Annotated in this window: 20 protein-coding genes; 11 read left to right on the forward strand and 9 right to left on the reverse strand. The window is 47.0% G+C overall.

The window, feature by feature from the left end; genetic code table 11:
• Nucleotides 1–13: 13 nt before the first annotated feature.
• A complete protein-coding gene (locus tag AAHN97_RS06595; protein ID WP_343306765.1) occupies nt 14–931 on the reverse strand; it encodes a PorP/SprF family type IX secretion system membrane protein in 918 nt (305 codons plus the stop codon).
• A 246-nt stretch (nt 932–1,177) separates the two neighbouring features.
• Here AAHN97_RS06595 and AAHN97_RS06600 point away from each other — a divergent pair, with 246 nt between their 5' ends.
• Nucleotides 1,178–1,900 carry a hypothetical protein gene (locus AAHN97_RS06600; protein WP_343306766.1) on the forward strand — a complete coding sequence of 241 codons (723 nt, stop codon included), beginning with the start codon at nt 1,178–1,180 and terminating at the stop codon, nt 1,898–1,900.
• A 39-nt stretch (nt 1,901–1,939) separates the two neighbouring features.
• On the opposite strand, the gene AAHN97_RS06605 is transcribed toward AAHN97_RS06600, so the two are convergent.
• The 4 genes from AAHN97_RS06605 to AAHN97_RS06620 all read right to left on the reverse strand — a co-directional run bounded on the left by AAHN97_RS06605 (nt 1,940) and on the right by AAHN97_RS06620 (nt 10,356).
• A complete protein-coding gene (locus AAHN97_RS06605; RefSeq protein WP_343306767.1) occupies nt 1,940–3,724 on the reverse strand; it encodes a RagB/SusD family nutrient uptake outer membrane protein in 1,785 nt (594 codons plus the stop codon).
• 3 nt (nt 3,725–3,727) lie between these two features.
• Nucleotides 3,728–7,027, reverse strand: coding sequence for a SusC/RagA family TonB-linked outer membrane protein (locus tag AAHN97_RS06610; RefSeq protein ID WP_343306768.1), 3,300 nt, complete (start codon nt 7,025–7,027; stop codon nt 3,728–3,730).
• A gap of 364 nt (nt 7,028–7,391) precedes the next feature.
• Nucleotides 7,392–10,022: an ABC transporter permease gene (locus tag AAHN97_RS06615; RefSeq protein ID WP_343306769.1), complete on the reverse strand. Its 2,631-nt coding sequence runs from the start codon at nt 10,020–10,022 to the stop codon at nt 7,392–7,394.
• Between the two features lies 1 nt (nt 10,023).
• A complete protein-coding gene (locus tag AAHN97_RS06620) occupies nt 10,024–10,356 on the reverse strand; it encodes a PadR family transcriptional regulator (RefSeq protein WP_343306770.1) in 333 nt (110 codons plus the stop codon).
• Between the two features lie 288 nt (nt 10,357–10,644).
• On the opposite strand from AAHN97_RS06620, the gene AAHN97_RS06625 reads away from it, so the two are divergent.
• Together AAHN97_RS06625 and AAHN97_RS06630 are read left to right on the forward strand one after the other, a co-directional pair.
• Nucleotides 10,645–11,556, forward strand: a complete 912-nt coding sequence (locus AAHN97_RS06625) for an AraC family transcriptional regulator (protein WP_343306771.1) — start codon at nt 10,645–10,647, stop codon at nt 11,554–11,556.
• Between the two features lie 83 nt (nt 11,557–11,639).
• Nucleotides 11,640–12,512, forward strand: a complete 873-nt coding sequence (locus AAHN97_RS06630; protein WP_343306772.1) for an alpha/beta hydrolase — start codon at nt 11,640–11,642, stop codon at nt 12,510–12,512.
• A gap of 73 nt (nt 12,513–12,585) precedes the next feature.
• Here AAHN97_RS06630 and AAHN97_RS06635 read toward each other — a convergent pair whose 3' ends face one another.
• Nucleotides 12,586–13,089, reverse strand: a complete 504-nt coding sequence (locus AAHN97_RS06635; RefSeq protein ID WP_343306773.1) for a VOC family protein — start codon at nt 13,087–13,089, stop codon at nt 12,586–12,588.
• Nucleotides 13,090–13,303: 214 nt separating this feature from the next.
• On the opposite strand from AAHN97_RS06635, the gene AAHN97_RS06640 reads away from it, so the two are divergent.
• Genes AAHN97_RS06640 through AAHN97_RS06665 form a run of 6 tightly spaced genes read left to right on the forward strand, consistent with a single transcriptional unit; the run spans nt 13,304 to nt 17,831 of the window.
• On the forward strand, nt 13,304–14,191 hold the full coding sequence (locus AAHN97_RS06640) for a pentapeptide repeat-containing protein (protein WP_343306774.1): 888 nt from the start codon (nt 13,304–13,306) through the stop codon (nt 14,189–14,191).
• Nucleotides 14,192–14,202: 11 nt separating this feature from the next.
• The gene (locus tag AAHN97_RS06645; protein ID WP_343306775.1) at nt 14,203–14,970 is read left to right on the forward strand and encodes an ABC transporter ATP-binding protein; all 768 of its coding nucleotides are present in this window, start codon (nt 14,203–14,205) and stop codon (nt 14,968–14,970) included.
• Entirely contained in the window at nt 14,970–15,158 is a 189-nt protein-coding gene (locus tag AAHN97_RS06650) for a hypothetical protein (protein WP_343306776.1), read from the forward strand. Before AAHN97_RS06645 ends, AAHN97_RS06650 begins: the two co-directional genes overlap by 1 nt.
• A complete protein-coding gene (locus AAHN97_RS06655; protein ID WP_343306777.1) occupies nt 15,159–15,926 on the forward strand; it encodes an ABC transporter permease in 768 nt (255 codons plus the stop codon).
• Nucleotides 15,927–15,984: 58 nt separating this feature from the next.
• Entirely contained in the window at nt 15,985–17,298 is a 1,314-nt protein-coding gene (locus AAHN97_RS06660; RefSeq protein ID WP_343306778.1) for a serine hydrolase domain-containing protein, read from the forward strand.
• 2 nt (nt 17,299–17,300) lie between these two features.
• Nucleotides 17,301–17,831 (forward strand): hypothetical protein, encoded by a 531-nt coding sequence (locus tag AAHN97_RS06665; protein WP_343306779.1) that lies wholly within the window; start codon nt 17,301–17,303, stop codon nt 17,829–17,831.
• A gap of 2 nt (nt 17,832–17,833) precedes the next feature.
• Here the strand turns inward: AAHN97_RS06665 and AAHN97_RS06670 are convergent, their stop codons facing one another.
• From AAHN97_RS06670 to AAHN97_RS06680, 3 genes are all read right to left on the reverse strand, one after another.
• A complete protein-coding gene (locus tag AAHN97_RS06670; protein WP_343306780.1) occupies nt 17,834–18,904 on the reverse strand; it encodes a 3-oxoacyl-ACP synthase III family protein in 1,071 nt (356 codons plus the stop codon).
• Nucleotides 18,905–19,051: 147 nt separating this feature from the next.
• Complete coding sequence (locus AAHN97_RS06675; RefSeq protein ID WP_343306781.1) at nt 19,052–19,588, reverse strand: hypothetical protein; 537 nt, start codon at nt 19,586–19,588, stop codon at nt 19,052–19,054.
• Between the two features lie 28 nt (nt 19,589–19,616).
• The gene (locus AAHN97_RS06680; RefSeq protein WP_343306782.1) at nt 19,617–20,630 is read right to left on the reverse strand and encodes a hypothetical protein; all 1,014 of its coding nucleotides are present in this window, start codon (nt 20,628–20,630) and stop codon (nt 19,617–19,619) included.
• Nucleotides 20,631–20,724: 94 nt separating this feature from the next.
• Between AAHN97_RS06680 and AAHN97_RS06685 the strand changes: the two genes are divergently transcribed.
• Both AAHN97_RS06685 and dgoD read left to right on the forward strand, forming a co-directional pair.
• Nucleotides 20,725–21,348, forward strand: coding sequence for a bifunctional 4-hydroxy-2-oxoglutarate aldolase/2-dehydro-3-deoxy-phosphogluconate aldolase (locus tag AAHN97_RS06685; RefSeq protein WP_343306783.1), 624 nt, complete (start codon nt 20,725–20,727; stop codon nt 21,346–21,348).
• A gap of 11 nt (nt 21,349–21,359) precedes the next feature.
• Nucleotides 21,360–22,508, forward strand: coding sequence for a galactonate dehydratase (gene dgoD / locus AAHN97_RS06690; RefSeq protein WP_343306784.1), 1,149 nt, complete (start codon nt 21,360–21,362; stop codon nt 22,506–22,508).
• The last annotated feature ends 17 nt before the right edge of the window (nt 22,509–22,525 follow it).

Genomic DNA, 22,525 nt, shown 5'->3' on the forward strand with positions numbered 1-22,525 from the left:
GAAGGAAAGGATATTACCACCATTTATAAGGAAGGAATGCGCCGGATGCCCAGGGAATCCTGTAATTCACGAAAATTTCGTGCGAGCCGGAACTGAAACGGATAATATTGCGCTGGTTGCCGAACGCAAAAATGTAGGAATAGCCCAGTTGCAACCGCCGTTGAACGGTATATTGTAATGCGGCATTCATTTCACCTGTACTGCGCCAGGTGAGGCCGGCGGCGGCGCTTTCGCGGTATATAACAGTGGCGCCTATATCCAGTGGCTTGTCCTGCGGGAAAATATTGTAGAGCAGGGAAGGAGCGATCGCAAAGTTTTCACCGAGCTGGTGAATGCTGCCTGCTGCCACATACCCGCTGTTGCCTTCATCCTCCGGGCGCAGCTGCCCCTGGCTTTTGAAGTTCTTCAGTTTGATGCGGGGCATGGAAGCGCCAATGTAGAAATTGTTCCCATGCAGCATAATACCAAAACCGGCAACGCCGCGCCATTCGTTTATGGGTTGTTTGCCGGCCAGCAGTGGATCTCCCTGCCCCAGGCCGTTATAGCGGGCGGAGTAATTATCCATACCACCGTAAAAACCAAGGGTGAGGCGTTCTGTGGAAGTAATGTTCACGGTTTTGGACACCATGGCGCCCAATGAAGTGTAAGAGGTGACGGCGATTTTTTTATGCTCCGCCACAAGGCCCACGGCAATGCCCGGCCTTCGCACGAAGGTATTGCCCGTGAAACTGAAAGCCAATGGTGCATCGTTGATGCCTGCCCATTGTTTGCGGCCGAACGCTGTCAGCGAAGTGGAAGAATCCATGCCCATAATGGCAGGGTTCACCAGTCCGAGATGCTTGTTGAAATTGGCATAAATGAAGTTTTCCTGCGCTTGTAAATAGGGAGAAAAGAGCAGGAGCATGCCCAGCAGGTGTAAATGTTTTATCACGAGGATATGGGTTGTGGTTAATCAGGATACTGTCACTGCAAATTACGGGCATTCCGGAAAATGCTGCTATCCCTACTTAGGGGGAGAACATGCATTATAATTCCCCCTCATAACGTACAACTCACTGTTTTCCTACCGGGCCTTTTGCATTTGTTCGATAGCAGCCCATCCTTCCGCAGGTCCGCTGTGGTAGCCCCGCAGGGGAACCCCGAAAAGATCTTTGGGTTATTTTCTTTATTTTCAATTATGACGGACCACAAGACGATACTCAGAGATTTTGTAAGTGTATTTAAAAACTGGCTATCAGCACACTATTCTCCACAAGAGATCGATGACTTGCGAATTGATGATGCCGGTTACCCGGAATGGCGGCCAATAGAAAAATATTTTTCCTCGTTGATTACTGGGGGAGAGATGCATCAACTGGATGATGAAGACCTGGCTCACCTGCTTTACCTCATTGCCCGGCATTGGGATTGTGGAAGGATGATTGCCTGGTTATCCAATGCACCCGCATTGTCAAACATCGGTGATCTGTCGGTCAGCGATTTTATGATCCTTGCCAGCGCTGCATCCAAACTAAGTGGAACCGAATATTATGATGCAAAATGTCAGTTTGCTGCCTGCTTCGAGAAAAAATTCGATACCCTCACGCCGGAAATAGAAAACATACTTCTGGAATTTTATCATAGCAACGATGAATATACCAAACGGATATCCTTGTCAGCACTGGCAAAACTGGGTTATCCGGCTATAAGGGTGCTCCTCAGACAATCGTGGGAAACCGTTGATGAGGAGTATCATAAGATAGGTTGCCTGTACGCCATTGATGAATATGTAAAAGACCCGGTACTGCTTAAAGAATATCTTGTATTGGCTGCAGCTGAACCCGGTGATGAGCTGAAAAAGTATGTGATCCGGCTGATAATAATGTCTGATACAAAAAAAGAGCGCTACTATAAATGGTAGCGCTCTTTTTATGCGTGATAGTGTGTGTTATGTGATAGTCTAATTCCAACCGGGGTTCTGCCCCAGTGCCGGATTCCTGTCCCGCACAGCTTGCGGTATCGGATACAGATACTTTGCATCAATCCATTGACGTGCTCCGGGATTCCACATCACTTCACCGGAAGTACCATTGGACAATTGTATACGTCCCACTGCAGTAGAGGGGCTTACATCTACAAATGCAATACCAGGTGTGGTGGAAGTAGGTTTGGTACCCTGGTAGAAATATACATCCTTAATACCATCGGCATTCAGATCATATTCTCCCAATGCAGGAACGTACATCCCGTTCATAGGGGCAGTCTGGAACAGTTCGCCGAGCTTCCAGCGTCTCAGGTCATCAGGACGAAGACCTTCGAAGATCAGTTCCACGCCTCTGTCGCGAAGTACTTCCAGCAGTACGGCATTGGTAAATTTATTGGCAAAGAAGCTGATCATATAAGGATCTGCCACTGTGGGTAATGTAGTAAGTGTGGTGCCTGTAATGCCCGCTCTTTTACGCAGTGCACCTATGGTGGCGGTCCAATCCGCAGCTGTCATCCTGTTCAGTTCTGCCAGTGCTTCTGCTTTATTGAGCAACACTTCTGCCCAGCGCATAACAATATGCGCATTATCGTTGCGGCTTTCATCATCGAAAGGGAAACGTTCATCATAGCACCATTTGATGGGCTGATAACCGGTATAGGTCTGGCTGAAATTCGGTGGAGCAATAACAGGCGAACCGTTTTCTGTTCTGCGGTAGTCTCCCAGGCGGATAGTTTGTTTGAGCCGGAGATCACGGTCTTTTACTTCATCTACGAAAGGTGTGGTTGCATACCCCGCCTTGCTGGTGAAAGGTGTGCCATCGAGGTTCAGATAGGTATTAATAAAGCGGCGTGTCAAACTCGGACGGTTACCATACGTTGGGCTGATGAACCGGCGGTTGGCTGAACTGAAAACCTGCAGGCTGGAGCTCAGTGCTACGGAAAGGATCGTTTCATCGGCGAATGCGGATTTCGCAATGAACAGTTCACGATATCCTCTATCCGGTGTGGCGCCTGCGTGTAATGTAAAGCCGGTGATAGCATTTGCTTCCTTAATCACTTCCTCATACCATGCATCGGCTGTTGCCTGCTTGTTGTAGTTCGTATGATATTTGCGGAGAGATGCTTCGAACAGGCAGATGCGTGTTTTGTAAGCGCGTGCCACATTTTTAGTGATACGTGTGCAGCTGGGGTCGGAAGTCAGCGTAATATTTTCGATCGCAAAATTCAGGTCTGCCAATACTTTATCCATCACATCAAACCTGCTGTCGCGGGGGGCACTCAGCTTCGTAGTGTCTGTAATTTCGATCGGTTTTTCGATCCATGGCACATCACCAAATCTTTTTACTTTCTCGAAATAAAACAGTGCACGGAAAAAACGCGCCATGCCGATGAAGTGTCCTTTAGTGGGTACTTTGCTTTTTTCGGCGTTTTCAAGGAAGTAATTGATGTTGCGCAGGTCCGCCCAGTCAGGCATGCTCCAGCCGGAACTGGTGATAGGAGAGAGCGCGTTCGGCGCCAGGTAATTGTCTACTCCGTTCCGTGCTACCAGGTCCGAATTATCATCGCCCTGGAATACGCCTACATCCGTACCCGGAAGCAGATCATAGAAGGAGTTGGTATATAATTCCATGCCGCTTTCAGATCCGAATACGGCTTCATTAGTAGCAGTGTCTACCGGCACTTCATTCAGGTCACAGGAGCTGAATGATAACAACAGCATTGCTGCGAGTGTATAGTTGAATATTTTTCCTGTCATCATGATTTAAAAATTAAGGGTTAAACCAATTGATACCGCTTTCAGCATGGGATAGTTATAACCATCACCGCTGCCGCCACCGCTCAGGTCACGGTCAGAGCCGTAGATATTGGTTACGTCTGTATCGCGTGTCCATTTGTACATGGGCGACCATGTCCAGAGGTTTTCACCTGATACATATACCTTCAGGTCGCGTGCATGGATCTTAGATACGAGGCGTTGCGGAAGCGTGTAGCCGATCTGTATATTTCTCAACCTGATGTAGGCTGCATTTTGCAGGTAACGGTCATTGGCCACCTGTAATGCACGGCCGGTACCTTGCGCGATGTAACCCACAAGGCGGGGCAGGTATGCATCGAAATTACCCAGCTCTTCGCGGAACATATTGGCTTCCTGCCAGCGTGGGTATGCATTGTAAGGACGGTTATACATTCCCCAGAAACGTGCTTCTGCTGAAGGGTACCAATCCTGTTTCATCACTCCCTGGAAGAAAGTGGAAATGAAGATCCCGTTCCAGTCGCCATAAAGGTTGAGCCCATATGTATAACGTGGCTCGGAGTTGCCGATAATGGTTTTATCACCGGAGTTGCCTACACGGTTCAGGCCGTGGTAGATCGTATTATCACCATCCAGGTTTCTGAACTTGAGATCACCTACATAGTTTTTGCGGGTATTGGTGCTGGGTACATTGGCCTGTGAGGGTGATTTGGCAATGTCGTCAGCCGATCTGAACAATCCTTCTACACGATATCCCCAGATCTCACCTACGCGCTGGCCTGCATAGTAATCGGTCAGGTTTTTATCCTTGTTGTTGTATTTGGTGATATCTGCCCATGAATCGGCTAAGGTAGCCCGTACGCCATATGTAAAGGCTTTCGATGCCAGGTCGAAGTGGTCATCCCAGCTAACAGACAGTTCCCAGCCCGTAGTCTCGAGGTCGGCATAGTTGCCAAATGGTTGTGTAGTACCGAATACTTCCGGTACGGTAGGCCCCACCGTAAACATGTCTTTCGACCAACGCCTGTAAAAATCACCTGTAAAGGTCAGGCGGTTATTAAGCGCAGAGAAATCGAGGCCAAGGTTACCGGTAGTAGAAGTTTCCCAGGTGAGCCCATCAGGTAACACAGCCGGCTGACGGGTAGTCTGCGGCCGGATGCCGTTGATGATACGGCCGGATTGTGTGATGGGGAATTTTTCGTAAAAGTTATAAGGAGCAATGTTCCCGTTACCCAGCGAACCATAGGAAGCACGTACTTTAACATTCGATATCACCTTGGGGCTCACTGACCAAAACGGCTCTTCAGATACGCGCCAGCCGGCGGATACAGAAGGGAAGAATGCCCATTGCTGATCTGTAGGGAACTTGGAGGAACCATCGTAACGTCCGTTCAGTTCCAGCAGGTAACGTTCGCGGAAGTTGTAGTTGATACGGTAGAAGCCGCCTGCGATGGCCCATTTCTGGTAACCACCGGTGGTAGTGATGCTCTGGCCGAGCGCCAGGCTGATATCGTCTGCGCCACCATAAACAATACCATTACGCTGCGCTGTTAAGTTGCTGTAAACAGATTGTTCGTAGTTGAAACCCGCCAGGAAAGTGAAGTTATGACCACCGCTGAACTGGTGTTTATAATCTGCATAAAAGTTAGTGGCGAGATAGTTCGTTGTTCTTTTCCGCTCCTGCAGATCGTTCGTATTGGTACCGGTATAGCCTATCACGTTTTTATAACGGCTATAGGGCACCTGTACACGGTTCTGTTGAGAGGCAATATCGGTGCTCTGGAAGGTAAAGTCCGCGCGGATATTCAGCTTATCGTCCAGGAAGTGCGCCCTGGCACCAACCCTGTTCTTAAGGAAACGTTGTGTTAAGTCAATAGCATTCCGGCCGATGTAATAGTCACCCACTGTGTAGGCTGCGGAAAATGACAGGGTACCATCCGGATTCAGTAACGGGGCCAGGGGGTGGCCTTCATCTGCAATATTTCTGTATACACCACTACCTTCACCCACGTTCAGCGGCTGATGGTATGTTTGCGTGGAATATTCTGTGTTATTATCTATCAGCAGCCATGGTGTTAAATGCAAACTGCCTTTAGCACGCAGGTTGTACATCTTATAATTATCGGTATTGTAGCGGAATAAACCATCCTGGCCATTGTACCTGCCACTCAGGTAAAAAGTAGACTTGTCCGTTCCTCCGGAAACAGAGAGGTTATGTTCCTGCGCGCCAAAATTTTTCTTATACAATTGCTCGTACCAGTCTGTGCTGTAAAAATATTGGTATTCGCCGTTACTGGGGTTTACCTCTATTCTCGGCAATGAAGGATCTTCCCATCTTCTTTTGATCTCCGCGAGATAGGTTGGAGAAAAGGCGATGGTTTTATTGATAGCCGTAGGCGTGCTGCCGTTGTCGTTCCACCGTGACCAGGCATCGCTGAATGCTTTTGCCCAGGGGTAGGAATCGGTGATATTGTCTGGTGTTTCAGTAGGTGATTTGATGGCATAGTTGGCAGAATAAGAAAGACTTGTTTTTCCTGCCACGGGCATCTTTGTGGTAATGAGTACTACGCCGTATGCTGCACGTGCCCCGTAAATAGAAGCAGAGGCAGCATCTTTTAAAACGGAGATGCTTTCCACATCGTTGGGGTTGAGCATGCGGGGATCACCTTCCACACCGTCTATCAGTACCAATGCGCTACCGCCCTGGCCGATGGAAGTAGTTCCGCGGATGTTAAACGAAGGTGATTGTGTGGGTTTACCGTCCAGCATTCTCAGGTTCAGGTTCGGCACTACGCCTACAAGGCCCTGGGCCAGGTTGGGTACGGGCCGGTTCCGGAGTGCGGCCGGGTTCACCTGGTCTACTGCTCCGGTGAGGTTCACTTTCTTTTGTGTACCATAACCCACTACCACTACGGCATCGAGGGATTTTGCATCGGGCAGGAGTTTCACATTGAGTGTGCTGTTCTGGCCGGGCTTCAGTTCCTGGCTAAGGAAACCGATGTAGGAAAATACCAGGATAGTATTTTCATCTGGTATATTCAGGGCGTAATTACCTGTAGCATCAGTGAGTGTACCAGTAGTGGTGCCTTTGATCACAACACTCACGCCTGGTAAACCTTCTCCGGTATCGCTGATTACCCTGCCTGTAATACGCCGGTCGGCTTTTGATACAACAGCAGGCGAAAGAGGTGTCAAAGAAGCAGCGGTTACTCTGTCTGCTTCGCTTCCTAAAAGGAGCAATGCAATGCATGCCAATGTTTTCTGATGGGTGCACCGCATCAGATTAAGCCTTTTCTTTAAGAAATGCATAAGATTTGATTTAGATGATGGTAGAATAAGTGTCGGATAGAGAAAAAAAATAGGGATGGAATGGGAAGGTCATACCGGAACCTTGTGCCGGTAATCTTCTGTCATCCATAATAAACTATCCGAATTATTTCACCTCGATGTTAGCGAGGCAAAATTGGAAAAATTCAATTGGAAGTTTACTGCTGTGGAGTGCAATTAACATATTCATAATCTGACGGGTTCAAAATGAATAATGCACAGGTTCTTTCTATCTCGATTAACGTGGTTGTGGATACTGCTAATGTACTAATTCTTATATGCAGATGCAAGAAAGGAGATGGTGTTTTCACACGATCTCCTTTTTTATTGTCTGATAAACAGTAATTTATTCACTTTTCAGCACCGCCACCGGATTACTCCTCGCGGCCTTCAAGGTTTGCGACCCGATCATCATGAACGCGATCAGCAATACCACCAGTAAGCCAGCGGACAACTCCGTGAGCTGCACAGGGGTATGATAGGGGTAATTGGGGAGCACAACAATTTTGAAGAAGAGGTAAGTTGCCGGTAGGGCAATGAGCGCTGATACGGAAAGGAGGAAGAGGAAATTGCGGCTCAGTAAGTATATAAGGTTGCCGATGCTGGCACCCATTACCTTTCGGATGCCGATCTCTTTTAGTCTTGTTTCTGTGGTGAATACCACCATTCCGAACAAACCCATGGATGCGATGGAAATGGCCAGGAACGAAAGGAAGCCGATGATCTTGATCATGGTGGAAAATTCGCTGTATGCCTCTTCTATTGCTTCGTCGTAGAATTCAGCCGTAAAAGGGTGAACACGGTCGATCTTCTTCCAAACGGATTCGATCTTAGCCAGGGTGGCGGGCATGTCTGCGCTTTTTATTTTGGCGCTGATAATGCTCCTGTCCTTGGGTGTCCAGAACGTAAATGCTACCGGTCCGATGAGGTTTTCCACTTTACCATAGTGAAAGTCCTGCATGACGCCAACGATGGTCATTTTGCGTCCATTCAATGTGATCTGCTCACCGATTGCTTTTTCAGGGTTGCCGGCACCGATGTTGAATCGTTTTAAAACCTGCTCGTTCACGATCACCTCGCTGCTGGCCGCTGTTGTAGCAGGGCGCGCAGCAAAGTTTCCGCCGGCCAGGAGTTTGTAGTCGTGCAACGGCAAATAGTTCTCGTCCACATGGTTGGTCATTACCAGAACAGAATCCCGGGAATCTTTGTATTTCATATTGCCGCCCCAGACGTTCCCAACGCCGGTGGTGATCAGTGAGCGGGACAATCCGGTTATTTCCGGCATTTCACCAAGTTCCTTAAGGAGTGCATCTGGTTTATTATCCTGCATATCAATGTTCAGGATATTGGCTGTATTGAATCCCAGGTCGAATGCCAGGATGTTTTTATACTGCACATACCCCACGGCGGTTGTTGTAATAAAGATCAGGGTAACCGTATATTGGATCACCACTAAAGCGCGCCTGAGAGTGAGATGTTTGAACATTTTCATGGATGCAACACTTCCGAACGCATTGATGGGGCTTATTTTCGAAAAGAATACAGCGGGCATGAAACCGGCAATAACACCTACGGTGACTGAAAAGAGGATGAAGGCTGCCACCATGGATGGCGTGAGATCGAGCTTCACCGTTTGCTGCATTTCCGGCGCCATGTTGATCAGCAGCGGCCGCAATACGAGGAACAGGAGGAATGAAAGGAGAAGGGCTGCCAGGGAGATCATAACCGCCTCGGCCAGGAATTGTAGCCGTACCTGGCCCTTTCCGGCACCGATAGCTTTGCGAAGACCTATTTCCTTAATACGGCGTGTAGCACGTGCGATCGAAAGATTGGTATAGTTGAAGCAGGCGGACAATATCACAACAAGCGCCAGCCCACCGAGGATCCACAGTACAACAGGGGGCATGTGAGGGCCGGCAAAACCGGGGCCGCCTTCAGATTGACGGAGGCTTTCTCCGACCACAATGTTATATAAAGGAAGCAATTCCAGCTGGATCTTTGTTTTTTCTTCGGCGAGGTTTTCCTCCTTTGCAATTGCATTGAGCTGCGACTGGATTGTAGCCATGTCAGCATTTTCCGAGGGTAGGAGGTACACGGCGTTGGACCACATATTCGTCCATTCGCCTGTATTGTTTTGTTCAACCGTGGATAAAGATACCAGCGCTTCGAAACTGATGTGTGAGAAGAAGGGAACGTCCTTCATGATACCGGTCACCTGGTAAATGACCGTATCCACCTGGATGGCCTTGCCGAGTGCAGCCTGGTTGCCGAACAACTTCCTGGCTGCTGTTTCCGTGAGAACAACCGAATAAGGTTCTTTCAGCGCTGTTGCAGGGTTACCTTCCACCATCGGAAATGTAAAGATCCTGAATAGGGAGGGCTCTGCCCAGAAGCCCCTGAGAGGAAGAACATTGTCACCCACCTTTGCATCGCCGGAAAAATTGTTGCGCATAACAGCCACTTCAATACCGGATACCTTCTCACGGATGAGCTTTCCTGTTTTTGTGGATGTGGTGGCAAACTTGCCGTTGTCGTCACCGTTGGATGTTACTACATTGGTGATGCGATAGATCCGCTCGCCATTTTTGTGGAACCTGTCGTACGAACGCAAGTCGAGTACAAACGCGATCAGCAGTAAGCCAACGGACATACTGATGGCAAGGCCAAGGATATTAATAAAAGAGAACAGCTTGTTGCGCATGATGTTGCGCCCTGATGTTTTGACGTAGCTTCCGATCATGATGCGGTTCATAAAAAGGTTCACAAATATTGAGCTTCGTACGGTATAACTCCGGAAGAACTTGATGGCATCAATGATGTAGATCAGCTTTGCACGGCGTGGCCCGATGGATTGTACATTCCGCTCAAAACATTCGTTTAGGTCTCCCGTAAGGTCCTCTACGAGCCCGGGTTTACAATACCATTCAACAAATCGCTGCGCCCAGGAGGGGGGATGGTGTTGCCGTTGTTCTTTCATGCTACATTTTTTTCCAGGCAAGCGTTGGTATCCTGGCCCACAGCTGATCGCGCATGGATTTGGCGTTGATCAATGCTGTTTTTCCCTGCATAGTGACCTGATAGAACCTTTTACGTTTGCCGCCACGGGCATTTGTTGCTTCACCCAGCTCACTTTTCAACAATCCTTTCTCTTCAAGACGGTTGAGCACCGCGTGCACCACGCCGAGTTTCACTGAACGGCCGGTATGGTTAGAGAGTTCATCACATATCGCTACGCTGTATGCTTCGTTTATCAACGCTGCAACGGTGAGTAGCACCAGTTCTTCGAATTCTCCGAGGTTTGTACCTTTCATTTACGATATTAATTACGTAAATGTATGTAAAAACATTCTGTAATACATACAAAAGGTGAATAATTAATTTTGCTAGATAAAAAAGACCTTTCCTGGTGTTGCTGATATGCTTACGAGTAGTGCTGCGGCATCACTAAGCTTTTTAATGTTCTTTTTGCTGATGCGGTTCGTTGCTGGCAGGCAGGTTATTGAAATTAAAAGAGTAAGTAGCTTCATAAGATGTAAAGTACATTTGGCGGAGTAGCCGGGATATGCCAAAATGCTCAATTTCCCGTAACTTAGATCACCATGTACTTTACCCGTTTACCAGATCATTCTAAACCTGGCTTTGACGAAGCACAGCATTTTAGCAAATTCAGAAAGCATAACATCATCTTCAATGCAGAGAGCAGAGAAAGCCATTGTGACGACCATGTAGGCTGCCTTTCCATTAAAACAATATTGAGTGGTGAGGAGATCTATGGTGTTGATGGCCGGCAATTAGTGGTCCGTCCGGGGCAATTCCTTGTTTTAAATGATGATCAGCATTATTCCTGCCGCATTAACAGTAAAGAGAAAGTACAGTGTTTATCCATCTTCTTTAAAAATACCTTAGCCTCATCCGTATTGTTTGATACACTGCACAGTGAGGAATTTTTACTGGACCATCCCGGTACAGGTAATGGTAATATGCCTGAGTTCTTTCAAACGCTTCGTGAGATCACACCGGACATGAACAGGCAATTATCCGGTCTTGTACACCTGCTTGAAACCGAGGGATATAATGAGACCATGACCGATGAGTATTTTGTGTTCATGTTACGCTACCTGGTAAGTGTATATCAGCTGGATGCAAATAGTGTCAGTAAGGTGAAGGCAGTTAAAGTCAGCACCAGGCAGGAAATATATAAACGTTTATGCATAGCAAGGGATCTCCTGCATTCATTTCATGGGGATAATATTGATCTGAACAAGGTCAGTACCGAGGCCGGACTGTCCGTTCCACAGCTGGTGAGGCAGTTTAAGTCTGTTTTTCATACTACACCCTACCAATATCTTACCGGCGTCAGGCTGCAACAGGCGGCCAGTTTATTGCAACATTCAGATGAGCAGGTGCAGGACATAGCCTGGATGTGCGGATTTGAAAATGCGGCTGCTTTCAGCAGGGCATTCAGATCGGTCTACGGTGTGCAGCCCACCCGCTTCAGGGCAGAGGGGTAATTTGAGCATTTTTGCATAGCGGTGGTGCCTGTACGTTGGTACTTTTGCGTATGATGATCAGGTTTATACAATCCGCTGTGCTGATGTCCATTATTTGTTTCCAGCAATCCAGGGCTCAGCAGATACCAATACCTATTTACGAAAACCATGTACCTAATGCCCGTCAGGCTCCGGCAGATTACCTGGAGCAAACAGATGCCGATGGCCTTGTAACCCGGATAACGCAACCGGCACTCATTCCATTTTTTCCTGCTAAAGAAACCGCCACCGGTACGGCTATACTTATTTTTCCGGGAGGAGGTTACCGCCTCCTGTCACTGGGAGCATGTGAAGAAATAGCGAAGGCGCTTAACCAAGAAGGTATTGCTGCTTTTATTGTAAAATACCGTTTACCCAATGATACGATCATGATCAACAGGTCCATCGGGCCTTTGCAGGACGCGCAGGCGGCCATCAGACTGGTGCGTAAAAGAGCGGCAGAGTGGGGGATTGATCCAAACAAAGTAGGTATGATGGGTCTTTCGGCTGGCGGCCACCTGGTATCGATGGAAGGAACGCAACAGGATAGAGTTGTGATCGATAACAAGGAAAAGATCAACCTCCGGCCAGACTTTATGGCATTGTTATACCCCGTGATCATTTATGACCCGGCCATTCCCCGGACCCGTGAAAACCTGATCGGTAAACAGCCTTCTCCGGAATTACTGGCCTTCTACAGTACAGATAAACATGTTACGGCCACTACGCCACCCACCTTTATGGTCCATGCCGCTGATGATGACGTGATCCCGGTTAAAAACACACTTTCCTTTTTTGATGCCCTGCTGAAAACACATGTAAAAGCCGAAATGCACATCCTGCAATCAGGCGGGCATGGTTTTGCCCTTACCGATGCGAACAGTAAGGACAATTGGTTCAGGATGTTTAAAAGCTGGCTGGCTGAAAACGGGTTTTGACGGACGTTAAAAGCATCAGGCCTTCAGATCATTTGATCCTGAAGGTCTGTTTATATATATCTATGAAAACCCTTCAGCGCCCCTCCATTTGTTTGATGACAGTCCAACCATCCGGCGTAATGCCCATGATCTCGGTGGCAACACCCAGCGTTGCATAGGTATCGAAGAACTTCATTCTTGCAATGGGATGGTCCACTTCGCTGATAAGCGCATACCCCTGTTCCTGTAATTCACTGATCACCTTATCAAAACCACTCACCGGTAACCGGAACGCCAGGTGCTGTGTGCCGCCTGCGGGAAACTTAATCAGGTAGTCATGGAAGATGCTTTGGCCGGAAAGCGGCTGAATGAGTTCTATGAAGGCGCCCCCGTTATAGGTTTGGGTGGTCAGCCATTCGGCAGGCACCACTTTCCCGTAATAGCTCACACCAAAATCTTCTGCCCGCCCATGTTCCGGCTCGGGAAAACTGATGCCCAGGGCACCGGAAAGGAATTTTACAGCGGCATGAATGTCCGGAACTACCCAGCCAATTTGTGCGAGTTCAAGCCCGGCGATGGTGTTATTAATATTACTCATGTTATTCAGTGTTTAAACAAAGGTAGAAAGGAGGGATTTACCCGGCGAGGGGTATTTACGTCATTAAAAAGGCAGTTTGTGACTATTATATACTGATAGTTGTCAAAAAACAACTGCAAGTAGCGCAAACACAACCAGGAGTAGCGGTTGTTTTGCTGATTCTGGAAATGAACCGCAATATCTTTGTACTGTCAAAAATAAAAACATTGTACGTATGTTGAATGCCAAGATGATCGGCGATAAAATTGCCACAGCACGAAAGAAAATAAATATCTCCCAGGCCCAGCTCGCCCAACGGCTGTTTATCAGTTCCCAGGCAGTAGGAAAGTGGGAACGTGGAGAATCAATGCCGGATATCACTACACTTAATACCCTCTCAGAGATCCTGGGTGTTGACCTGAACTATTTTTCAGAAAGCTTCCCATCTGAGGCACCTGAGACGCCGGTTATGAAGCAACCCGTTGAGTTACCATCAAAAAAGGAACAGAAAAAGCTCAACTGGGATATGTCCCGCGGGAACTGGGTGGATGCAGACTTTTCCGGGTTGAAGAACCTGCACGAGAAATTCAGCTCCTCCAATATGCAGCGCTGTAAGTTTATTGGTTCGGACCTGGCAGGCCTGCTGCTCAAAAGCAATAATGTTGATAACTGCGACTTTTCAGGTTCAGACTTCAGCAGGAGCCATATTCAGAATTCGCACTTAGCCAACAACCTGTTTAAAGGCTGTTCTATGAAAGAGACGGAGTTTTCAGGAAGCCATATCTCCGGTTGCGATCTTACTGACGCTGACCTCACTGGAGTAGTGATCAGGTCAGGCGGCATGGATAAAAGTACACTTGCTAATGCTGTGTGGAATCGTACCTCTTTTAAGGAAACATACCTTGGCGATATGACTTTCGAAGGTGAAATAGAGGACTGCTATTTTGAAAACTGCGCTTTCAAGCGGGTGACCTTCCAGAATGCAACACTTACCAACACCTTTTTCAAATGCAGAAGTCTGAAAGGGATCCGGTTTATCAACTGCCAGGCCGACCGGATGACCTATGAGTTCCTGAAAAGCGGGAAGGCAGATTTAACCGGTATCACATTGTTAACAGCATAAAGAGGAAGACTATGACACAACATGAAATTGCCATCTCGGTGAAAGGGTTGAAAAAATCCTATAAAAATGTACCGGTCCTGACAGGCGTGGATCTTGAAGTAAAGAAAGGCTGCATTTTCGCCCTGCTCGGTGCCAATGGTGCCGGTAAAACAACCATTGTAAAAATACTCAGTACGCTGCTCAGGCAGGATAGTGGAAACGCAACGGTCAACGGATTTGATGTTGCATCAAAGCCGGATAACGTACGGGCATCTATCAGCCTCACCGGGCAGTTTGCAGCTGTGGACGAGATCCTGACAGGGTGGGAAAACTTAATCATGATAGCCCGGCTGCGACACCTCAAAGACCCGCATCAGGTTGCCGATGATCTGCTGAAACGTTTTGGTTTGACGGATGCTGCCAACCGCAGGTCATCCACTTACTCAGGAGGTATGCGCCGCAGGCTGGATATTGCCATGAGCCTTGTGGGAGATGCTCCGATCATTTTCCTGGATGAGCCAACCACCGGGCTTGATCCCGAGGCACGTATAGAGGTTTGGAAGGTCATCAAAGAACTTGCCGGCGATGGCAGAACCATATTGTTGACCACGCAGTACCTGGAAGAAGCTGAACAACTTGCGGACAGGATTGCCATTCTTGATAAGGGCAGGATTATCGTGAACGGCAGCCTCTCTGAACTGAAAAAACTCTTCCCGCCTGCGAAAGTTGAATACATTGAAAAACAGCCGACTTTGGAGGAGATCTTCCTTACCATCATTGGCAAAAAGGCCGGACAGTAATGGAAAAGATAGAAAGCTATTTTTTCAGGGATATGGGTCTGCTGTTCGGACGTTCCATACGCCATATCCTTCACCGCAGGCATACCATGATCATCATTGTACCCCTTGTGTGCATGTTACTGTTCGTGTATGTATTCAGCGGCGCCATCCTGATCTTAGATACCATCACACATAAAAAAATAAAGTAAATGGAAACGATCAATAGCTATTTTTTCAGTGATATGCGTGTTATGCTTGGGCGTTCCATGCGGCACATTTTCCGCAGCCTGGATACCATCATTACGGTTACCATCATGCCTATTGCCATGATGTTGTTATTTGTCTATGTATTTGGCGGTGCCATTCAATCCGGCTCCGATAATTATGTGAATTATGTGTTGCCCGGCATCCTGTTGATTGCCGTTGCAAATAGCATAGGCTATGTGTCTTACCGCCTGTTTTTAGATAAACAACGGGGTATCTTCGAGCGTTTCAACTCCATGCCGATTGCGCATTCTGCCGCATTGTGGGGCCATGTGCTGACCTCGCTGGTATCCAATGCTATTTCGCTTGTTGTAATTGTTCTCGTAGCACTCATCATGGGCTTCCGTTCATCAGCAGGCGTATTATCATGGCTTGCCGTGGCCGGGATAATCACCTTGTTCACACTGGCCCTGACATGGATAGCCGCGATTGCCGGTTTGTCAGCCAAATCGGTGGATGGCGCAGGTGTGATCGCCTATCCGATCCACTTTCTGCCGATCATCAGCTCTGCGTTTGTACCAACGGCTTCCATGCCAGGACCTGTTCGTGCCTTTGCAGAAAATCAGCCGGTGACCCCGATAGTGGAAGCCATCCGCGCGTTACTATTAAACCAGCCGGTGGGTAATGGAATATGGGTTGCGTTGGCATGGTGTGTGGGAATTATGGTGGTAGCTTACTTTTTTGCAAGGAGAGTGTATAAAATGCGGGCATAGGAACTCTTTTTTTATTAAAGTGCTTTGAAGTTCAAAGTACTTTTACTAGCTTAGTATTATGAAAAAGATCCTTTTCTTCCTGATATTAAGTAATGCTGCTTTAGCACAGCTACCTCAGAAAGCCAAACTCGACCAGTATTTTGACCGCCTGGCCGAAAAGAATAAAGCGATGGGAAACATCAGTATCGCCAAAGACGGCAAGGTGTTATATACCCGCAGCATCGGCTACGGCCAGGTCAATGTAAAACCCCTGACGGTGGAAAACCGGTTCCGCATAGGTTCGATCACAAAGATGTTCACCACTGCAATGATCTTTCAACTGATAGAAGAGGGGAAACTGCAGTTGACGGACACGCTTGATAAATTCTTCCCACAGATCCCGAACGCCGGAAAAATAACGATGGCACAGATCCTTGGGCACCGCAGCGGTATCACTAATGCAAAGCGTACGCAGACTCCCCAGGATAACGTGAATACTCTTCCGATAACGAAAGATGAAATGCTCACGTTGATCACTAATGGTAAACCTGATTTTGAACCGGGCACAAAACATGGCTACAGCAATGCCGGTTATCTTGTTTTAGGTCTTATCCTTGAAAAGGTAACCGGGAAACCCTATGCGGAAAACCTCGAAAAAAGGATCACCGGAAGGATAGGGCTGAAAGATACTTACATGGCCATTGGCAACATTGATGTGAACAAAAAAGAAGCACTTTCCTATATGTACTTAAGCGGATGGAAACAGATGCCTGAAACCCATCCAAGTATGCTCTTCAGCGCCGGTGCCATTATGTCAACACCGAATGACCTGAACAAATTCATCCTGGCACTGTTCGAAGGAAAGATAATATCAAAGGAAAGCCTCGGTCAGATGAAAACGATGAGTGAAGGAGAGGGCATGGGAATGGAACCATTCTCATTTGCAGGCAAAACTTTCTATGGCCATACCGGCGGAGTGGATAACTATGGCGCATGGCTGGCTTACCTGCCGGAGGAAAAACTGGCAGTGGCTTACACTACGAATGCGAAGGTTACTCCTGTAAAAGATATTGTCAGTGGTGTGATAGATATCTACTACGATAAGCCATTTCAGATACCATCTTTTGAACCTATCGCCGTTAGCGCAGAAGTTTTGGACCAATATGTAGGTACTTATTCAATCGCCGGCGCTCCTATGAAATTTACGATCAGCAGGCAAGGCTCCATACTTTTCATTCAACCACCCAGCGAACAATCTCCTGCTCCACTCGAAGCAATAGCACAGGATAAATTTCAGATCCAGGGAGCCATCGTTGTTGAATTTGATGTTGCGCAAAAACAGATGATCATTAAACGTGGCGGTGGTCAGAGAGTTTTCACAAAAGATAAATAAATATGAAAAACATCATCCGCATTGCAGGACTTATATTGCTTATACCACTGGTACTGACATTACTTGCTATCTGGCAATGGAAGCCGGGTTCTTTTATCCTGGCCTTTGTTCTTCTGTTGGTGGGTGCCGGCCTCACCTACAGATTACTGGCAGAGAAAAGGCTGAGTAATAAAGCATACCGGTTTGCCGTAGTTGTTGCACTCGCAGCAGCGCTACTCCTTGTTTGGATGAACGCCGCAGTGGGAGGTATCCTGGGAGATAACCCCGCTAACATGATGTATTTTGGCGTATTGCTGGTTGGATGTACCGGTGCCGCTATTGCACATTTAGAACCGCAGGGAATGTCCCGCGCGTTGCTTGCGACTGCGTTCGCTGTGCTGCTTGTGCCCGCCATTGCGCTGATCATCGGAACACCTGCTTTTGATAATGGTGTAGCAGCAGTGTTTGGGTTGCATGTGTTCTTTGCTATGCTGTTTGTTGTATCAGCTATGTTGTTTTGGAAAGCGGCCCGTAAGAAATATATACATGTGTGATGTTATATCCTGTAACACACAGCATTAATATTCATACCCGCACCCACAGAGGCAAAAACCACCACATCACCCGCTGATAGCTGGTGCTGAGGGAAAGCGCCTCTTTTTACCATATCAAACAGTGTTGGTACGGTGGCAACGGAACTGTTGCCCAGTTCGCGTATATTCATCGGCATGATATTTTCCGGGAGAACCGGCTGATCATAGAGGGAATAAAGCCTCTTAACAATTGCTTCGTCCATTTTTTCATTGGCCTGGTGAATGAAGATCTTACTCACCTCACTCAAGGGCACGGCGGCTTTATCAAGGCAATCCTTAATGGCCAGCGGTACATGCGTGAGTGCAAACTCATATACTTTCCTGCCCTGCATTTTAATATACCGTATACGGGCATCTGAACCGGGATAGTTGGCCTTTTCCATATTGATGTATTCCAGTTCGTCAACAGCATAGGATTGAACGCTGCTGCCCAGGATGCCGGCTTTGCTGTTTTCTCTTGCTTCTACAACACAGGCACCTGCGCCATCACTAAAGATCATACTATCCCTGTCGTATACATCAATAACACGGCTTAAGGTTTCAGTGCCTATCACCAGGCAACGTTTGGCAACACCTGCTGCGAAATAAATATGCGCCTGTATCAGGCCCTGCACCCAGCCGGGGCATCCGAACAGGATATCATAAGGTATACAGGAAGGATTATGGATACCCAGGGCATGTTTCACGCGGGAAGCAAGTGATGGAACTGCGTCTGTCTGTATCGTATGTTTGACAACGTTCCCGAAATTATGTGCCAGGATAATATAGTCAAGCGTTTCAGGGTCTATGCCGGCATCTGCGATGGCAGCTTTGGCAGCCAGGCAGGCCATTTCGGAGGCGTTCATGTCTTCTCCTGCATAGCGCCGCGCGGCAATACCGGTGATCTTTTCAAATTTCTCAATGATCTCTCCGGCAGCATTTGGAATAGGCTCCTGTGTGTTAGTATAAAAGTTATTAATGGCGAACTCACTGTTATTTTTAATAACATCGGGTATGTAACTGCCTGTTCCTATGATGACGGTGGATGTGCTCATGAATGTTGTTCTTACTTTTGTAAAGGTAACGGTTGATGTACAAGGCACAAAAATCTTGCAAAACTTTAATTTACTGATTATCAATTATCTGTTGGTGAATATAATCCCGTATGGGGATATTTTTCCCTACATTTAATTCTTCTCAATTCATCGCAGGAGGTAACTACCACCTGTTACCTTTCGGGTATCGAGATCTAAAATAAATGTTTTCCATTCATCTTCATTATCCGTTGGGTCATATGCAAGCCCTTTTACAAGGTTACTTTCCAACTTTATCTCTTTTATTCCATCCCATGAGATCCTTTCAGAATCCCAATATTGACAATTAGCTTCAACAACGGTTATTCTTGTCAGATCGTATAAAACCAACCGCCCATCAGGGATTTTTAAGGAACCTTTATAATAAAGACCAAAAACAGCAACAGGTTTTGCTTCTTCCGGATTCATGATGTAACACATTCCGCCTGCAATTATCAGAAGATCGGGAAGGCCGGCAAACTCATGAACTTCATTTAATCCGGACCATCCTGGCTTAAAGTTTGCGACCCAACTGGTTTCATCCATTCGGTAGAAACGAATGGCAAAACCCTGTGAAGAGAATTCTTCTTCGTTATCGGATACGGCTATATACATTGGGCCATAAACAGGCAGTGCTTCTAATATTTCATACCTTTTCCTATCCATCTTTTCTTATATATTTTAATAGCCTCTTTTAATCATCATATGCTTCTTCTTTTGAGATATTAAGTCCAGTTTCAATTTCTATTTTTTGCACTAAATGAATGAGTGTATCACTGGTTTTAGTGTCATAGATCTTGAGGTCCTTTAGAATCAATTCTCGTCTCCCACCGCCTCTGGCAGGTAGAACTTCCAAAAATACCAATCGCTTGTGTTCATCCTCCGTTGCACTAATATAAATTGTATCCCATTTGTTTGATATGAATAGTTTATTTAATTCCGGAATCCAATAAAGCCCTATATCGTCTTCATATAATTTGTTCCGAATTATTTTAGGGGTTTGAAATAGTTCTCTTTTGTATAATGCCATCTGAGAAACTCTAAGCTGATGGTCCTTTTCCGCTATATAAGGGTCTTCTAATTCATAATGTACAATTCTGAATGGGTTTTGTTTATTAGCAAGTTTGAATTTATCAACAATGATATTATCCTTAATATATGCCGATAGTGTATTTTCGAATTGTTCAGTTTTTTCTCTGAAAGGACTGGCTGCTTTTATTTCATTGATCCAATCTACGTAGATCCCCGCAGCACAAGGCCCGCTTTCCTTATCCCTTGTTGCTCCAAAAACAGATAAACTGATCCTAATATCGTCAAACAACCATGTTGCACTAAATACAACTACGCTATATAAATATTCTTTTTTCACTCCGCGCTGATTATATTTACTTTCGGATTTAACAGCCTTTCCGAGGACTTTTTCTAACTGCTTCAGATATGGGGAGTGAAGTTTTTCAAAAAAACTATGATCTATTGGGGCTATACTGTATATAACCTGTAAAACAGGCTGGCTTTCAAAGGGTGCTCTTACTTCAGCTTCTGTTGTTGGTAACCCGAAGATCTCTGTGCATTTACATCTTATGTTAGACCAACCTCCATACGGTTGGAATTTTTCAAACGCACTAAGTATTGAACGAACTTCATTGAGAGGTTTGCCCCAATCAATTTTAAGTCCGTTTATATCATATTCTGCTGTGTTTGTTTTCATCTTTGATTTTTCAGTAACAAGGGATTATAGGAAAGGTTGAAAATACACTTATTTATTTCTATCTTACCCATATTCAATTATACGCACAAATTCCATGTCCACACTATCACAAATACTTGAGCACAAGATCATTGCCATTATCCGCGGCGTACAACCCCAGGATGTGCTGCCCATCGCAGAAGCCATGTATGCAGGCGGTATCCGTTTATTGGAGGTAACCATGAACTCCATTGAGCCACTGGCGGTTATCAAAGAAGTCTCCGCCAGAATGGGGGATAAAATGATCATAGGCGCCGGCACAGTACTGGATGCCGCAACAGCTAAGGAGGCCGCAGCAGCCGGGGCACGTTTCATCCTTTCTCCGATCCTGGAGCCGGAAGTGATCAAAACGGCCAGGGAACTGGGGGTAGTGAGTATCCCGGGCGCCTACACGGCTACTGAAATTTATGCTGCCTACAAACAAGGGGCAGACATGATCAAGGTATTCCCCGCTACTTCCGCCGCTTACATCAAAGACATCTCAGCACCACTGCCGAAGATGCACCTGTTACCCACAGGCGGTATCACACCCGAGAATATCAAAGATTTCCAGAAAGCCGGAGCCGCCGGCTTTGGTATTGGCAGTTCACTGGTGAATGCCAAAACTGCGGTTACGCCGGAGTATCTGCAGCAGCTGACAGAAAAGTCGCGGCAGTTCATCCGCGCTCTTCAATCCTAAAAAACTACATTATGAAGATAAAAAGCTACGAACTGTTCCAGGTACCACCACGCTGGCTGTTCCTGAAAATAGAAACGGACGAAGGTATCACCGGCTGGGGAGAACCCGTGATCGAAGGAAAAGCGGCCACCGTTAAAACCGCGGTGGACGAACTGATGGAATACCTGGTAGGCAAGGATCCCATGCATATCGAAGACCACTGGAACGTAATGTACCGCGCGGGCTTCTACCGTGGTGGCCCTATCCTTATGAGTGCCATCGCGGGCATCGACCAGGCGTTGTGGGACATCAAAGGAAAATATTACAACGCACCCATTCACCAGTTACTCGGTGGCAAAGCGCGGGAAAAAATGAAAGTCTACTCCTGGATCGGGGGAGATCGCCCCGCAGAAGTAGGAGAGGCCGCCCGTAAAATGAAAGAACAGGGTTTCCTGGCTGTAAAGATGAATGCCACGGAAGAACTGCAGTATGTAGACAGTTACGAAAAAATAGATGCCGCCATTGCGCGCATCGCCGCCGTACGCGAAGCCGGTGGCCCCGGAATGGGCATTGGCATAGACTTTCACGGCCGGGTACACAAACCCATGGCCAAAATACTCGCCAAAGAACTGGAGCCTTTCCGGCCCATGTTCATTGAAGAACCTGTACTCCCTGAAAACAACGAAGACTTAAGAGAAATAGCACAGCACGTAGCCATCCCTATCGCCACCGGTGAACGCATGTTCTCCAAATGGCAGTTCAAAACATTGCTGAAAGAGGGATACGCAGATATCATTCAACCGGATGTTTCCCACGCGGGTGGTATCACCGAATGTAAAAAGATCATTTCCATGGCAGAGGCATTTGATGTAGCTGCAGCGCCGCATTGCCCGCTGGGTCCCATTGCACTGGCGGCCTGCCTGCAGGTGGATGCTACCTGTCACAATGCTTTTATACAGGAGCAAAGTCTCGGTATTCACTATAATAAAGGCAGCGATCTGCTTGACTACCTCACAGACAAAACGGTATTCCAATACAGTGATGGTTATGTGGATATTCCTTCCAAACCCGGTCTCGGTATAGAGATCAACGAAGCGCATGTAAGAAAAATGGCCGAAGAAGGCCACAACTGGCGCAACCCTGTGTGGCGTCATACGGACGGCAGTGTAGCGGAATGGTAAACACAGATCGAACCTAA

The sequence above is a fragment of the Chitinophaga niabensis genome (assembly GCF_039545795.1).
Taxonomy (GTDB): Bacteria; Bacteroidota; Bacteroidia; order Chitinophagales; family Chitinophagaceae; genus Chitinophaga; species Chitinophaga niabensis_B.

Excerpts from the sequence above, each read along its gene's own strand:
- AAHN97_RS06600 (WP_343306766.1), top strand. The coding sequence starts at position 1,178 with ATGACGGACCACAAGACGATACTCAGAGATTTTGTAAGTGTATTTAAA.
- AAHN97_RS06605 (WP_343306767.1), bottom strand. The coding sequence starts at position 3,724 with ATGATGACAGGAAAAATATTCAACTATACACTCGCAGCAATGCTGTTG.
- AAHN97_RS06610 (WP_343306768.1), bottom strand. The coding sequence starts at position 7,027 with ATGCATTTCTTAAAGAAAAGGCTTAATCTGATGCGGTGCACCCATCAG.
- AAHN97_RS06615 (WP_343306769.1), bottom strand. The coding sequence starts at position 10,022 with ATGAAAGAACAACGGCAACACCATCCCCCCTCCTGGGCGCAGCGATTT.
- AAHN97_RS06620 (WP_343306770.1), bottom strand. The coding sequence starts at position 10,356 with ATGAAAGGTACAAACCTCGGAGAATTCGAAGAACTGGTGCTACTCACC.
- AAHN97_RS06625 (WP_343306771.1), top strand. The coding sequence starts at position 10,645 with ATGTACTTTACCCGTTTACCAGATCATTCTAAACCTGGCTTTGACGAA.
- AAHN97_RS06630 (WP_343306772.1), top strand. The coding sequence starts at position 11,640 with ATGTCCATTATTTGTTTCCAGCAATCCAGGGCTCAGCAGATACCAATA.
- AAHN97_RS06635 (WP_343306773.1), bottom strand. The coding sequence starts at position 13,089 with ATGAGTAATATTAATAACACCATCGCCGGGCTTGAACTCGCACAAATT.
- AAHN97_RS06640 (WP_343306774.1), top strand. The coding sequence starts at position 13,304 with ATGTTGAATGCCAAGATGATCGGCGATAAAATTGCCACAGCACGAAAG.
- AAHN97_RS06645 (WP_343306775.1), top strand. The coding sequence starts at position 14,203 with ATGACACAACATGAAATTGCCATCTCGGTGAAAGGGTTGAAAAAATCC.
- AAHN97_RS06650 (WP_343306776.1), top strand. The coding sequence starts at position 14,970 with ATGGAAAAGATAGAAAGCTATTTTTTCAGGGATATGGGTCTGCTGTTC.
- AAHN97_RS06655 (WP_343306777.1), top strand. The coding sequence starts at position 15,159 with ATGGAAACGATCAATAGCTATTTTTTCAGTGATATGCGTGTTATGCTT.
- AAHN97_RS06660 (WP_343306778.1), top strand. The coding sequence starts at position 15,985 with ATGAAAAAGATCCTTTTCTTCCTGATATTAAGTAATGCTGCTTTAGCA.
- AAHN97_RS06665 (WP_343306779.1), top strand. The coding sequence starts at position 17,301 with ATGAAAAACATCATCCGCATTGCAGGACTTATATTGCTTATACCACTG.
- AAHN97_RS06670 (WP_343306780.1), bottom strand. The coding sequence starts at position 18,904 with ATGAGCACATCCACCGTCATCATAGGAACAGGCAGTTACATACCCGAT.
- AAHN97_RS06675 (WP_343306781.1), bottom strand. The coding sequence starts at position 19,588 with ATGGATAGGAAAAGGTATGAAATATTAGAAGCACTGCCTGTTTATGGC.
- AAHN97_RS06680 (WP_343306782.1), bottom strand. The coding sequence starts at position 20,630 with ATGAAAACAAACACAGCAGAATATGATATAAACGGACTTAAAATTGAT.
- AAHN97_RS06685 (WP_343306783.1), top strand. The coding sequence starts at position 20,725 with ATGTCCACACTATCACAAATACTTGAGCACAAGATCATTGCCATTATC.
- dgoD (WP_343306784.1), top strand. The coding sequence starts at position 21,360 with ATGAAGATAAAAAGCTACGAACTGTTCCAGGTACCACCACGCTGGCTG.